This window comes from Citrobacter sp. wls710, from assembly GCF_005281115.1.
Taxonomy (GTDB): Bacteria; Pseudomonadota; Gammaproteobacteria; order Enterobacterales; family Enterobacteriaceae; genus Citrobacter; species Citrobacter werkmanii.
In genome coordinates this window covers 68,571-82,496 of sequence record NZ_SZXD01000035.1, presented here as the reverse complement: position 1 = coordinate 82,496, position 13,926 = coordinate 68,571, and the positions used below count along the sequence as shown (strand labels likewise).

The following is a 13,926-nucleotide window of genomic DNA, read 5'->3' as shown; positions in this document are numbered from 1 at the left end:
CCCTTCGTAGCTGCTCCAGGCCGGATAATGCGTTTACGCCATATCCGGCCTTTTTTTACCGCCAGGCCGAATTCCTTGCCACCGAGAAACGCCCCGCCCCTAAAAACGCGACAGCCAGCGCACCGATAAAAAAGTACACCAGACTCTCAATCGCCCATGCGCCAGTTTTATCCAGTGACCAGGTTTCGCCCATCCCGACCATCAGCCATGCCACCACCATCGTAAAGGCCAGCCCCAACGCCGCCGGACGGGTCAGGATCCCAAGGATAATCAGGCAAGGCGCAACGACTTCCCCCAACAGAACGCCGTAAGCAATAAAGCCCGGAAAACCTTTCGCTACCAGCATGCCGCTGATGCCATCAATACCGGAGAACAATTTATGTAAGCCATGAAACAGCATCAATCCACCAACGGCGATGCGTAACAGAAACTTGCCAAAGTCTTCATGAGTCAGCGTTCGGTTAACTGCATTTAATAGTTTAGTAACCATTTGAATTCATTCCTTGTTTCACCATGCCAGATATCAAACTACGCGTTATCTGCTCGAAATGTAAGCTGCCGAAAATAAGGGGGAAATGAGAAGCATAACTATCATCTTCATCTAAACTTGTAACCGGTATCACATTAAAGGAGATGGAAAACCATGAAACAAACGGTTGCCGCTTTTATTGCTAAAACCCTCGAACAAGCTGGCGTTAAACGCATTTGGGGCGTAACGGGTGATTCATTAAATGGCCTCAGTGACAGTCTCAATCGCATGGGAACGATTGACTGGATGCCGACCCGTCATGAAGAAGTTGCCGCCTTCGCAGCTGGCGCAGAAGCGCAGCTAACTGGTGAACTGGCCGTCTGTGCCGGTTCATGTGGACCAGGCAACCTGCACCTGATCAATGGTCTGTTTGATTGCCACCGCAACCATGTTCCGGTCCTGGCGATTGCCGCACATATCCCTTCCAGTGAGATCGGCAGCGGTTATTTTCAGGAGACCCACCCGCAAGAGTTGTTCCGCGAATGTAGCCACTATTGCGAGCTGGTTTCCAGCCCTGAACAGATCCCGCAGGTACTCGCCATTGCCATGCGTAAAGCCGTATTAAATCGTGGCGTCTCGGTGGTGGTATTACCCGGCGACGTCGCACTGAAGCCCGCGCCGGAAAGCGCCAGCACGCACTGGTATCATGCGCCGTTACCGGTCGTCACCCCGGAAGAAGAAGAACTCAGAAAACTGGCGCAACTACTGCGTTATTCCAGCAATATCGCCCTGATGTGCGGCAGCGGCTGTGCCGGTGCGCATCAAGAACTGGTAGAGTTTGCGGCAAAAATCAAAGCGCCGATTGTCCACGCCCTGCGGGGTAAAGAGCACGTCGAATACGACAACCCGTACGACGTCGGTATGACCGGGCTGATTGGCTTTTCATCCGGATTCCACACCATGATGAATGCCGACACGCTGATCCTGCTCGGCACCCAGTTTCCCTATCGCCCGTTCTACCCCACCGACGCCAAAATTATTCAGATTGATATCAATCCGGCGAGCATCGGCGCGCACAGTAAAGTTGATATGGCGCTGGTGGGCGATATTAAATCCACTCTCCGCGCCCTGTTGCCGTTGGTGGAGGAAAAAACCGAGCGGAAGTTTTTAGACAAAGCGCTGGAGCACTATCGTGAGGCGCGCAAGGGTCTGGATGATTTAGCCAAACCGAGCGATAAAGCCATTCATCCGCAGTATCTGGCGCAGCAGATCAGCCATTTTGCCGCTGACGACGCTATCTTTACCTGCGATGTTGGTACCCCAACGGTTTGGGCTGCACGCTATCTGAAAATGAACGGCAAACGTCGCCTTCTCGGGTCGTTTAATCACGGGTCGATGGCGAACGCTATGCCACAGGCACTCGGCGCACAAGCGACCGAACCGGGACGCCAGGTCATCGCCATGTGCGGTGACGGTGGTTTTAGCATGCTGATGGGCGATTTTCTGTCGGTTGTCCAGATGAAGCTGCCAGTAAAGATTATCGTCTTCAACAACAGCGTACTGGGATTTGTGGCGATGGAGATGAAGGCTGGCGGTTATCTGACCGACGGCACGGAGCTGCATGACACCAACTTCGCGCGGATTGCCGAAGCCTGCGGCATTACGGGCATTCGTGTGGAGAAATCCTCAGAGGTCGATGAGGCACTGCAAAGGGCGATGTCGATTGACGGTCCGGTACTGGTCGATGTGGTGGTGGCGAAAGAAGAGTTAGCCATCCCGCCGCAGATCAAACTCGAACAAGCGAAAGGTTTTAGCCTGTATATGTTGCGCGCAATCATCAGTGGACGCGGTGATGAAGTGATGGAACTGGCGAAAACTAACTGGCTCAGGTAAAACAGAGGGCATTACCTCACTAAAAAAGGAATGCCCGTGATTGATTTACGCAGTGATACCGTAACCCGGCCGAGCCGCGCCATGCTGGAAGAGATGATGGCGGCCCCGGTCGGGGACGACGTATACGGAGATGACCCTACCGTTAACGCTCTCCAGCAATACGCTGCTGAGCTTTCTGGCAAAGAAGCTGCTATTTTCTTACCTACCGGCACTCAGGCGAACCTGGTTGCGCTGCTCAGCCACTGCCAGCGCGGTGAAGAGTATATCGCAGGCCAGGGCGCACATAACTATCTCTACGAAGCGGGTGGCGCTGCGGTGCTCGGCAGCATCCAGCCGCAGCCTATCGATGCCGCGCCGGATGGCACCTTACCGCTGGACAAAGTGGCGGCAAAAATCAAAGCGGATGATATCCATTTTGCCCGCACACGTCTGCTTAGTCTGGAAAACACCCACAACGGCAAAGTGCTGCCACGCGAGTATCTGAAAGATGCCTGGGAATTCACTCGTGAGCGCAATCTGGCTCTGCACGTTGATGGCGCGCGTATTTTTAACGCCGTCGTTGCTTACGGCTGTGAGCTGAAAGAGATCACGCAATACTGCGACTCGTTCACCATTTGTCTCTCCAAAGGTCTGGGGACGCCGGTAGGCTCACTGCTGGTCGGTAGTCACGACTACATCAAACGTGCTATCCGCTGGCGTAAAATGACCGGCGGCGGAATGCGTCAGGCCGGGATTCTGGCTGCGGCCGGACTGTATGCGTTGAAAAATAACGTGGCGCGTTTACAGGAAGACCATGACAATGCGGCCTGGATGGCGGAACAGCTGCGCGAAGCAGGCGCAGACGTCATGCGTCACGATACCAACATGCTGTTTGTCCGCGTTGGCGAAGAGCACGCTGCTGCGCTGGGCGAGTATATGAAGGCGCAAGGCGTACTGATTAACGCCTCCCCAATTGTACGCCTGGTGATGCATCTGGACGTATCGCGTGAACAACTTGCCGAAGTCGCCGCCCACTGGCGCGCTTTTTTAACTCGCTAAGGAGATGGGCGTGCCGCAACGGATTTTGGTTCTTGGCGCCAGTGGCTACATTGGTCAGCATCTGGTACAGGCGCTCAGCCAGCAAGGGCACCAGGTGCTGGCTGCGGCACGCCGTATTGAACGTCTGGAAAAACTGCAACTGGCTAACGTCAGTTGCCACAAAGTCGACTTAACCTGGCCTGATAACCTGACGCCGCTGCTGACGGATGTTGATACGGTTTATTATCTGGTCCATGGCATGGGTGAAGGCGGTGATTTTATCGCTCATGAGCGCCAGGTCGCGATGAACGTGCGTGATGCGCTACGTAGCATCCCCGTCAAACAGCTTATTTTCCTGAGCTCGTTGCAGGCTCCCCGGCATGAACAATCCGATCATCTGCGTGCGCGACAGATAACCGCAGACACTTTGCGCGAGTCAGACGTACCGGTGACCGAACTGCGTGCAGGCATTATCGTCGGGGCGGGTTCCGCCGCTTTTGAAATAATGCGCGATATGGTCTACAACCTGCCGGTACTTACGCCTCCGCGCTGGGTACGTTCGCGTACCACGCCCATCGCGCTGGAAAATTTGATGTACTATCTGGTGGCGCTGTTGGACCATCCCACAAGCCATCACCGCATACTCGAAGCCGCAGGGCCGCAGGTATTAAGCTATCAGGAACAGTTCGAACATTTTATGGCAGTCAGCGGCAAGCACCGCTTGTTGATCCCTATCCCCTTTCCGACCAGTTGGATTTCGGTGTGGTTTTTGAATGTTATTACGTCGGTACCGCCCACTACGGCAAAGGCGCTGATACAAGGCTTAAAGCATGACTTGCTGGCCGATGACGCTGAGCTACGCGCGCTGATCCCACAAAAGCTGATCCCCTTTGATGACGCAGTGCGCAGCACGCTGAAAGAAGAACAGAAGTTGGTTAACTCCAGCGACTGGGGGTATGACGCTCAGGCATTCGCCCGCTGGCGTCCCGAATATGGCTATTTTGCCAAACAGGCTGGCTTTAGCGTCGACACCTCCGCCAGTCTGAAAGCGCTGTGGCAAGTGGTGAACCGACTCGGCGGGAAAGAAGGCTATTTCTTTGGCAATTTTTTGTGGAAGACGCGCGCCGCGCTGGACCTGCTGGTCGGCCATAAGCTGGCAAAAGGCCGCCCGGAAAACCCGTTGTTGCAGGTTGGCGATGCCGTGGATAGCTGGAAAGTGATCATCGTTGAGCCAGAAAAACAGCTCACACTGCTGTTTGGCATGAAAGCGCCGGGATTAGGCCGTTTAAGCTTTACACTGGAAGATAAAGGCGATCATCGGCGCATCGATGTACGCGCCTGGTGGCATCCGCACGGCATGCCCGGTCTCTTCTACTGGTTGTTGATGATCCCGGCTCATCTGTTCATTTTCAGAGGGATGGCAAAGCGTATCGCCAAACTTGCAGAACAAATCACAGACTAATGACAAAAAGAGACTGTATTCTTTCACGTTTCCCATTGCATACAGGCGTATTTCACGGAAGAATGCGCACGATGTTTTTTAAACACAGTGGATTGATATGAAGGTACTGGTTACCGGAGCCACCAGCGGCTTGGGCCGAAATGCGGTTGAGTTTCTATGCAGCAAAGGCGTCAGCGTCAGAGCCACCGGTCGCAACGAAGCGATGGGCAAGCTGCTGGAGAAAATGGGCGCAGAATTTGTGCATGCGGATTTGACCGAACTGGTCTCTTCGCAGGCAAAGGTCATGCTCGCAGGTATCGACACGCTGTGGCACTGCTCCAGTTTTACCTCGCCGTGGGGAACGCAGGAAGCCTTCGATCTGGCCAACGTTCGTGCTACCCGCCGTCTGGGCGAATGGGCCGTTGCCTGGGGCGTACGTAACTTTATCCATATCTCCTCTCCGTCGCTCTATTTTGACTATCACCACCATCGGGATATCAAAGAAGACTTCCGACCACATCGCTTCGCCAATGAATTCGCCCGCAGTAAAGCGGCTGGTGAAGATGTGATTGCACTGCTCGCACAGGCTAACCCGCAGACCCGCTTCACAGTATTGCGCCCGCAAAGTCTGTTCGGACCTCACGATAAAGTTTTTATCCCCCGTCTGGCCCACATGATGTACCACTACGGCAGCATCCTGTTGCCGCACGGTGGAAGTGCGCTGGTGGATATGACCTATTATGAGAACGCGGTACACGCGATGTGGCTGGTAAGCCAGGAAGCCTGCGATAACCTGCCGTCAGGCCGCGCATACAACATTACTAACGGCGAGCATCGAACGCTGCGCAGTATCGTGCAGAAGCTGATCGACGAGTTGAATATTGATTGCCGAATCCGCTCGGTGCCCTACCCGATGCTGGACATGATTGCTCGCAGCATGGAGCGTCTGGGCAATAAATCGGCGAAAGAGCCAAAGCTTACGCACTACGGCGTCTCGAAGCTGAATTTTGACTTTACGCTGGATACCACCCGCGCTCAGGAAGAGTTAGGTTACCAGCCCATCGTCACGCTGGATGAAGGGATTGAGCGTACCGCGGCCTGGCTGCGCGACCACGGTAAGCTACCACGTTAACCCTGCCCGTATTTCTCCAGCAAGGCCTCCGCAATCGCCTGCGTTTCTGCATCCGCCACGCCGTTCCACAACGTCGGGCGGAAGTGCATCTGGAATGCCATAATCACTCGCTGCTGTTCACGCGGCGTCATTTCGGGTTTCACCTCATAACCATAGCGCGACAGCAGATCGAGTAACGATGCGGTTTCCACCGGCGCATGGGGCGCTCGGCCGGCAAGATAAAACGCCACGCGCTGGGCGTCTGGCCATGCGCCGATTCCCTGTGCAGCCAGCTGTTTCCATGGAAACAATGGGCCAGGATCGTCCTTACGCTGCGGTGCGACGTCCGCATGAGCCACCACGTTTTGCGGCTTGATGTCGTAGCGAGCAATAATGTCCTTCGCCAGTGGGATCAACGCCTGAATCTGCGCTGGCTCAAACGGGGCAAAATATTTCGTTCCCGCCGCTTTTTGCCAGCCGCGGTTTTCCAGCTCAATGCCAATCGAGGTATCGTTAATCCGCGTCGCGCCGCGCCAGAAACTAATCCCCGCATGCCAGGCCAAATCTTTTTCCGGGACCAGTTGCCAGATACGCGGCTTGCCGTGATAAAGCGGCGGCACAGCCGGGATCAAATAGTGTGAACTGACGTTTTTATCGGTCAGCGTAGCCAGAGAAGCGTCAAAATCATCGGCCGTGTAATGGATAACCAGCACTTTAATGCGCGGGTAAGCGGCCTGCGCCTGACGGCGGGTATCCAACTGATATCCGTCTTTATCGACAATCCCTTTTTCGCCAGCGCAGCCCGCCAGCAGCAGCGTCAATGCCAGCAGCCACAACAGACGCTTCATCGGCGAGTTTTCACCGCAGTACCGCTGACGCTCACCATCAACATGCTGCCATCTTTACCCACGGTTTCGTAATCAATGTCGATACCGACGACCGCATCAGCACCCAGCGCTTTCGCCTGTTCACCCAGCTCCTGAAAAGCAATTTCGCGCGCTTTGCGCAACTCTTTTTCATACGCGCCGGAGCGGCCGCCGACAATATCGCGAATGCCAGCGAAGAAATCACGGAAGATATTCGCGCCTAAAATGGCTTCACCCGTCACCACACCGCAGTATTCCACGATGCTCTGCCCTTCAAGCGTTGGGGTAGTTGAAAACTGCATGGTTAATCTCCTTTTTGCGCTAAGAGCACGATCTCAAAAGCATTATCGAACCGATCCACTATCATTGAAAGGATATATTCTATCAACGTAGAACACTAATAGTAGAAAGCTAATAAGGAAATCATTATGCGCTACTCGAAACTCTCTCTGCTGGTTCCATGTGCACTACTTCTCAGCGCCTGTACTACCGTGACTCCGGCCTATAAAGATAACGGCACGCGTAGCGGTGCATGCGTAGAAGGCGGGCCAGACAGCGTGGCTCAACAATTCTATGATTACCGTATTCAGCATCGAAACAATGACATTACCGCCCTTCGTCCATACCTCAGCGACTATCTGGCTAAACTGCTGACCGATGCCAGCCGTGATAACGCGCATCGCGATCTGTTTAACAGCGATCCGTTCTCTAGCCGCTCTACGTTACCAGATAGAGCCAGCGTCGCCAGCGCATCGACTATTCCGAATAGTGATGCACGCAACATTCCGCTGCGCGTAGAGCTGAAACAGGGTGACCAAAGCTGGCGTGACGAAGTGCTGATGATCCGCGAAGGCCAGTGCTGGGTAGTAGACGACGTCCGCTATCTGGGCGGCAGCGTACACGCGCCAGCCGGGACGCTGCGCCAGTCTGTGGAAAACCGCTAGTCGCCCCCATTCACCCGCCTGTTTCATAAACCCCATAAATTGTCTGGCATTCTGCATAGAATGCCGACAATTATTCTTGCCCACTGGTGGCCCCGCTATTTTGTGCTATGTTTAGATAAGAATGCGGTTTGCATTTAACTTTTAACGCATAAATATTGCATAACTATTCTGTCAAAGGTAGTATCTGCGGCTTCAATAGCTATCAGACTGCCAGCATACGAGTGTCAATGAGTATTCAATTAAACGGCATTAACTGCTTCTACGGCGCACATCAGGCGCTGTTCGATATCACGCTGGATTGCCCTCAGGGTGAAACACTGGTGTTACTTGGCCCTAGTGGAGCCGGGAAAAGCTCGCTACTGCGCGTACTCAACCTGCTTGAGATGCCGCGCTCGGGCACGCTCTCTATTGCGGGTAACCGTTTCGACTTCACGAAAACGCCGTCAGATAAAGCTATTCGCGATCTGCGCCAGAACGTGGGTATGGTTTTTCAGCAATATAATCTTTGGCCGCACCTCACGGTTGTACAGAATCTGATTGAAGCGCCCTGCCGTGTGCTCGGTCTGACAAAAGAGCAGGCAATGGCGCGCGCCGAGAAACTGCTCGAACGTCTGCGTCTGAAGCCCTACAGCGATCGTTATCCGCTGCATCTCTCCGGCGGCCAGCAGCAGCGTGTGGCAATTGCCCGCGCGTTGATGATGGAACCACAGGTACTGCTGTTTGACGAACCGACCGCCGCGCTTGATCCGGAAATTACCGCGCAAATCGTCAGCATCATTCGTGAGCTGGCGGAAACCAACATTACTCAGGTGATCGTCACCCACGAAGTGGAAGTTGCTCGTAAAACGGCCAGTCGTGTGGTGTATATGGAAAACGGTCATATCGTCGAGTTTGGGGATGCGAGCTGCTTTGCCAACCCGCAAACCGAAGCGTTTAAAAACTATCTTTCTCACTAAGATTCGGGACAATACAATGAAAAAAGTTCTGATTGCCGCGCTAATCGCAGGTTTTAGCCTTTCCGCTACCGCAGCCCAAACCATTCGTTTCGCTACCGAAGCGTCTTATCCTCCGTTTGAATCTATCGATGCGAATAACAAGATCGTAGGTTTTGACGTTGATCTGGCGAACGCGCTGTGTAAAGAGATCGATGCTACCTGTACGTTTACCAATCAGGCATTCGACAGCCTGATCCCAAGCCTGAAATTCCGTCGTTTTGACGCAGTGATGGCAGGCATGGACATCACGCCTGAGCGTGAAAAACAGGTCCTGTTTACCACCCCTTACTACGACAACTCTGCGCTGTTTGTTGGCCAGCAGGGTAAATACACCAGCATTGATCAGCTGAAAGGCAAAAAAGTTGGCGTACAAAACGGGACTACGCACCAGAAATTCATCATGGATAAGCATCCGGAAGTGACCACCGTACCATATGACAGCTATCAGAATGCCAAACTCGATCTGCAAAACGGTCGCATTGACGGTGTATTCGGTGATACCGCAGTGGTAACCGAGTGGCTGAAAGACAATCCAAAACTGGCTGCGGTTGGCGACAAAGTGACGGATAAAGATTACTTCGGTACGGGTCTGGGCATCGCGGTGCGTCAGGGCAACACTGAGCTGCAGCAGAAATTTAACGCTGCACTGGAAAAAGTGAAGAAAGATGGGACTTACGAGACCATCTACAACAAATGGTTCCAGAAGTAATATTTGATGAATGAATTTTTTCCGTTAGCAAGCGCCGCCGGGATGACCGTCGGCCTTGCGGTTTGTGCGCTAATCATTGGCCTCGCGCTCGCCATGTTTTTTGCCGTCTGGGAGTCCGTAAAATGGCGTCCGGTGGCATGGGCAGGTTCAGCGCTGGTTACCATTCTGCGCGGGTTACCAGAAATTCTGGTGGTTCTGTTTATCTATTTCGGCTCCTCGCAACTGCTGCTGACGCTGGCCGATGGTTTTACGATTAATCTCGGGTTTGTAGACATCCCGGTACAGATGCAGATCGAAAACTTCGACGTCAGTCCGTTCCTGTGCGGTGTGATTGCGCTGTCTTTGCTGTACGCCGCCTATGCGTCGCAAACGCTGCGTGGCGCATTGAAGGCCGTACCACTCGGACAATGGGAATCGGGTCAGGCGTTGGGTTTATCTAAAGCCGCGATCTTCTTTCGCCTGGTGATGCCGCAGATGTGGCGTCACGCTCTGCCGGGACTGGGTAACCAGTGGCTGGTATTGCTGAAAGATACCGCACTGGTCAGCCTAATCAGCGTGAACGATCTGATGCTGCAAACCAAAAGCATTGCCACGCGTACCCAGGAGCCTTTTACCTGGTACATTGTGGCGGCAGCTATTTACCTGGTGATTACGCTGGTGAGTCAGTACATTCTCAAACGCATTGACCTGCGCGCGACACGTTTTGAGCGGAGACCAGGCTGATGCTCGAGTATTTACCTGAATTGTTAAAAGGGCTGCATACCAGCCTGACGCTGACGGTCGCCTCCATCGTTGTTGCTCTGGTGCTGGCACTGATTTTCACCGTCATCCTGACGCTAAAAACGCCGGTACTGGTCTGGCTGGTCCGCGCCTATATCACGCTGTTTACCGGTACGCCGTTGCTGGTGCAAATCTTCCTGATCTACTACGGGCCAGGACAGTTCCCGACGCTGCAGGAGTATCCGGTACTGTGGCATCTGCTCTCCGAACCGTGGCTGTGCGCGTTAATTGCGCTGTCGTTAAACAGTGCGGCTTACACCACGCAACTGTTCTACGGCGCTATCCGCGCCATCCCGGAAGGCCAGTGGCAGTCATGCGGTGCATTGGGGATGAGCAAAAAGGATACGCTGGCGATTCTGTTGCCATATGCCTTTAAACGCGCCCTCTCCTCGTATTCCAACGAAGTGGTGCTGGTGTTTAAAAGTACCTCACTGGCTTACACCATCACGCTGATGGAAGTCATGGGTTATAGTCAGCTGCTCTATGGTCGCACTTATGACGTCATGGTCTTCGGCGCGGCGGGCGTGATTTACCTGATCGTCAACGGTTTGCTGACGCTGATGATGCGCTTAATCGAACGTAAAGCGCTGGCGTTTGAACATAGAAATTAAGCCGATAACTGCATAAAGCGAAAAACAAAAGACGGGCAAGTCTAACAACCGCCCGTCTTTTTTTATACCAATAAAATACTTAATCATTTTTATTGCATATAAATTCATTAAATGGCATTGTTAATTCACGCCGCAGACACGGTAAATCATCATAAGATTGACAGACGGGAGTTCCACCATGAAAAAGTTAGTACTGGCCGCATTACTGGCTACTTTCGCCGCTGGCGCCTCAGCCGCTGATAAAATTAGCTTTGGTGTATCAGCGACTTATCCGCCATTTGAATCGCTGGACGCGAGCAACAAAATTGTTGGTTTTGACATTGACCTGGCAACGGCGCTGTGCAAACAAATGCAGGCGGAATGTACTTTTACCAATCATGCTTTCGACAGCCTGATCCCCGCGCTGAAATTCAAAAAATATGATGCAGTGATTTCCGGAATGGATATCACGCCTGAGCGTAGCAAACAGGTTGCGTTCACTCAGCCTTACTATGCTAACTCCGCGCTGGTTATTGCCAAGAAAGACGCCTATAAAACCTTTGCCGATCTGAAAGGAAAACGCATCGGTATGGAAAACGGCACCACGCACCAGAAATACCTGCAGGACAAACATCCTGAAGTGAAAACCGTGGCCTATGACAGCTATCAGAATGCGATTATCGACCTAAAAAATGGCCGTATTGATGGCGTATTTGGCGATACCGCCGTCGTTAACGAGTGGCTGAAAACTAACCCGCAATTAGGCGTGGCTACCGACAAAGTGACCGACCCACAATACTTCGGTACCGGTCTTGGCATTGCGGTTCGCCCGGATAACAAAGCCCTGCTGGAAAAACTGAATAACGCGCTGGCCGCCATCAAAGCGGACGGCACCTACCAAAAAATCAGCGATCAGTGGTTCCCGCAGTAATTTCCGCTCAATCTGAAAAGCCGCAACCGCGGCTTTTTTTTATCTCTTCGTCTGCGCTTTCAGTCAGTTCTTACGCCATAAATGCATTCATGGCATACACTAGTTAAAACGATAAAGAATGAGGCATAAGGATGATAGCGTTTCCTGCCAGCTTGCTGATCCTCAATGGAAAAAGTGCTGATAATCTTCCCCTACGTGACGCCATTGCAAATCTGCGTGATGAGGGTGTGGAAATCCATGTTCGCGTCACCTGGGAAAAAGGCGACGCTCAACGTTACGTGGATGAAGCGCGTCGATTAGGCGTTGCAACGGTGATTGCCGGCGGCGGCGACGGCACGATCAACGAAGTCTCGACAGCGCTAATCCAGTCACAGGGGGGCAATATTCCCGCTCTGGGTATTTTACCGTTGGGAACGGCGAATGACTTTGCCACCAGCGTGGGTATACCCGACGACCTTGATAAAGCGTTAAAGCTGGCTATTGCCGCAAATGCCGCTGAAATAGATATGGTACAGGTCAATGATAAAACCTGTTTTATCAATATGGCGACCGGCGGCTTCGGTACACGCATCACCACCGAAACGCCAGAAAAACTCAAAGCCGCGCTGGGCGGCGTATCGTATTTTATTCACGGTTTAATGCGCATGGATACGCTCAAACCCGACGTCTGCGACATCCGTGGAGAAGATTTTCACTGGCAGGGCAAAGCGCTGGTGATTGGGATTGGTAATGGCCGCCAGGCCGGTGGTGGACAACAGCTTTGCCCGACGGCGCTGATTAACGACGGTCTGCTGCAACTGCGCATTTTCACCGGCGAGGAGTTGCTGCCTGGGCTGCTTTCAGCGTTAACGCAATCTGAAGACAACCCTAATATCATTGATGGCGCTTCATCGTGGTTTGATATCCGCGCCCCACACGAAATTACCTTTAATCTTGATGGCGAACCGCTCAGGGGACAGGAATTTCATATTGAAATCCTGCCCGCGGCGCTACGTTGCAGACTGCCGCCGGGTTGCCCGTTGTTGCGCTAACAAAACGGCACCCCGCCGGAATCAGGCAATGGTGACTTTGCTGTCCAGATAAACATCCTGCACGGCGTTAATCAGCTTAACGCCGTCGTCCATGGTTTTCTTGAAAGCTTTGCGTCCAAGGATCAGCCCCATACCGCCAGCACGTTTATTAATGACCGCCGTACGTACCGCATCGCTCAGATCGGTTTCTCCACCGGCAGCGCCGCCAGAGTTAATTAATCCGGCGCGACCCATATAGCAGTTCGCTAACTGATAGCGTACCAGGTCAATCGGGTTATCGCTGGTCAGCTTGCTGTAGACGCGATCGTCGGTGTAGCCAAAGTTAACGGCTTTGTATCCGCCGTTATTTTCCGCCATTTTCTGCTTCACAATATCCGCCCCAATGGTGGCCGCCAGATGGTTAGCCTGACCGGTGAGATCGGCGGAGACGTGATAATCCACGCCGTCTTTCTTAAACGCGGAGTTACGCAGATAAGCCCACAGTACGGTGACCATACCCAGTTCATGGGCACGCTCAAACGCGGCAGAAATCTCTTCAATCTGACGTCGAGACTCCTCAGAACCGAAATAAATAGTCGCCCCGACCGCCACCGCGCCCATATTGAACGCCTGCTCGACGCTGGCATATAACGTCTGGTCAAACGTATTGGGATAACTGAGCGTTTCATTGTGGTTAATCTTCACAAGGAACGGAATACGGTGCGCGTAACGGCGGGAAACAGAAGCCAGCACGCCATAGGTCGATGCCACGCAGTTACACCCTGCTTCGATTGCCAGTTCCACGATATTCTTTGGATCAAAGTACAACGGGTTAGCCGCAAACGATGCCCCGGCGGAATGCTCCACGCCCTGGTCCACCGGAAGAATCGACAGGTACCCTGTTCCAGCCAGGCGCCCCGTGTTATACAGCGTCTGCATATTACGCAGTACGGCTGGCGGACGGTTGTTATCAACCATTACGCGATCAACGTAATCATGTCCTGGCAGGTAAAGTTGGTCAGAAGGAATGGTCATACAACGATGCTGTAAAAGGCTGTCGGCATCTTTGCCAAGCAACTGCGCAATATCAGTCATAGCTATGCTCCCGTAAGTTCCGATTAATAATCGGAATGTGAATTATCCTGACCCGCTTTTTTGCGGGCAGCAATA

15 protein-coding genes are annotated in these 13,926 nt (G+C 53.1%); 11 read left to right on the top strand and 4 right to left on the bottom strand.

Going from position 1 to position 13,926, the window contains the following annotated elements; all coding sequences use genetic code 11:
* Positions 1-55: 55 nt before the first annotated feature.
* Positions 56-490 (bottom strand): DoxX family protein, encoded by a 435-nt coding sequence (locus tag FDX14_RS17030; protein ID WP_042307402.1) that lies wholly within the window; start codon positions 488-490, stop codon positions 56-58.
* Positions 491-643: 153 nt separating this feature from the next.
* Here FDX14_RS17030 and poxB point away from each other — a divergent pair, with 153 nt between their 5' ends.
* The 4 genes from poxB (at position 644) to FDX14_RS17010 (ending at position 5,952) form a co-directional block, all read left to right on the top strand.
* Positions 644-2,362: a ubiquinone-dependent pyruvate dehydrogenase gene (gene poxB, locus FDX14_RS17025; protein WP_042307401.1), complete on the top strand. Its 1,719-nt coding sequence runs from the start codon at positions 644-646 to the stop codon at positions 2,360-2,362.
* 36 nt (positions 2,363-2,398) lie between these two features.
* The gene (gene ltaE / locus FDX14_RS17020; RefSeq protein ID WP_038641868.1) at positions 2,399-3,400 is read left to right on the top strand and encodes a low-specificity L-threonine aldolase; all 1,002 of its coding nucleotides are present in this window, start codon (positions 2,399-2,401) and stop codon (positions 3,398-3,400) included.
* A 10-nt stretch (positions 3,401-3,410) separates the two neighbouring features.
* Entirely contained in the window at positions 3,411-4,841 is a 1,431-nt protein-coding gene (locus FDX14_RS17015) for an SDR family oxidoreductase (RefSeq protein ID WP_137349918.1), read from the top strand.
* 97 nt (positions 4,842-4,938) lie between these two features.
* On the top strand, positions 4,939-5,952 hold the full coding sequence (locus tag FDX14_RS17010; protein WP_038641874.1) for a 3-beta-hydroxysteroid dehydrogenase: 1,014 nt from the start codon (positions 4,939-4,941) through the stop codon (positions 5,950-5,952).
* On the opposite strand, the gene FDX14_RS17005 is transcribed toward FDX14_RS17010, so the two are convergent.
* Both FDX14_RS17005 and FDX14_RS17000 read right to left on the bottom strand, forming a co-directional pair.
* A complete protein-coding gene (locus FDX14_RS17005) occupies positions 5,949-6,779 on the bottom strand; it encodes an N-acetylmuramoyl-L-alanine amidase (protein WP_137349917.1) in 831 nt (276 codons plus the stop codon). The two genes, FDX14_RS17010 and FDX14_RS17005, sit on opposite strands and share 4 nt — an antisense overlap.
* Positions 6,776-7,099, bottom strand: coding sequence for a heavy metal-binding domain-containing protein (locus tag FDX14_RS17000; protein WP_001160725.1), 324 nt, complete (start codon positions 7,097-7,099; stop codon positions 6,776-6,778). The genes FDX14_RS17005 and FDX14_RS17000 overlap by 4 nt, the downstream gene beginning before the upstream one ends.
* Positions 7,100-7,225: 126 nt before the next feature.
* Here FDX14_RS17000 and FDX14_RS16995 point away from each other — a divergent pair, with 126 nt between their 5' ends.
* The 7 genes from FDX14_RS16995 to yegS all read left to right on the top strand — a co-directional run bounded on the left by FDX14_RS16995 (position 7,226) and on the right by yegS (position 12,777).
* The gene (locus FDX14_RS16995; RefSeq protein WP_137349916.1) at positions 7,226-7,741 is read left to right on the top strand and encodes a lipoprotein; all 516 of its coding nucleotides are present in this window, start codon (positions 7,226-7,228) and stop codon (positions 7,739-7,741) included.
* Positions 7,742-7,968: 227 nt separating this feature from the next.
* Positions 7,969-8,697 (top strand): arginine ABC transporter ATP-binding protein ArtP, encoded by a 729-nt coding sequence (artP, locus tag FDX14_RS16990; protein ID WP_003027295.1) that lies wholly within the window; start codon positions 7,969-7,971, stop codon positions 8,695-8,697.
* 16 nt (positions 8,698-8,713) lie between these two features.
* A complete protein-coding gene (artI, locus tag FDX14_RS16985; RefSeq protein WP_003027298.1) occupies positions 8,714-9,445 on the top strand; it encodes an arginine ABC transporter substrate-binding protein ArtI in 732 nt (243 codons plus the stop codon).
* Between the two features lie 6 nt (positions 9,446-9,451).
* Positions 9,452-10,168, top strand: a complete 717-nt coding sequence (gene artQ / locus FDX14_RS16980) for an arginine ABC transporter permease ArtQ (protein WP_006683859.1) — start codon at positions 9,452-9,454, stop codon at positions 10,166-10,168.
* Positions 10,168-10,836 carry an arginine ABC transporter permease ArtM gene (artM, locus tag FDX14_RS16975; protein WP_003844364.1) on the top strand — a complete coding sequence of 223 codons (669 nt, stop codon included), beginning with the start codon at positions 10,168-10,170 and terminating at the stop codon, positions 10,834-10,836. The genes artQ and artM overlap by 1 nt, the downstream gene beginning before the upstream one ends.
* A 178-nt stretch (positions 10,837-11,014) precedes the next feature.
* The gene (artJ, locus tag FDX14_RS16970) at positions 11,015-11,746 is read left to right on the top strand and encodes an arginine ABC transporter substrate-binding protein ArtJ (RefSeq protein WP_061382043.1); all 732 of its coding nucleotides are present in this window, start codon (positions 11,015-11,017) and stop codon (positions 11,744-11,746) included.
* Between the two features lie 131 nt (positions 11,747-11,877).
* Positions 11,878-12,777, top strand: a complete 900-nt coding sequence (gene yegS, locus FDX14_RS16965) for a lipid kinase YegS (RefSeq protein WP_137349915.1) — start codon at positions 11,878-11,880, stop codon at positions 12,775-12,777.
* A 21-nt stretch (positions 12,778-12,798) separates the two neighbouring features.
* Here the strand turns inward: yegS and fbaB are convergent, their stop codons facing one another.
* Positions 12,799-13,851, bottom strand: a complete 1,053-nt coding sequence (fbaB, locus tag FDX14_RS16960) for a class I fructose-bisphosphate aldolase (protein WP_137349914.1) — start codon at positions 13,849-13,851, stop codon at positions 12,799-12,801.
* Positions 13,852-13,926: the final 75 nt, after the last annotated feature.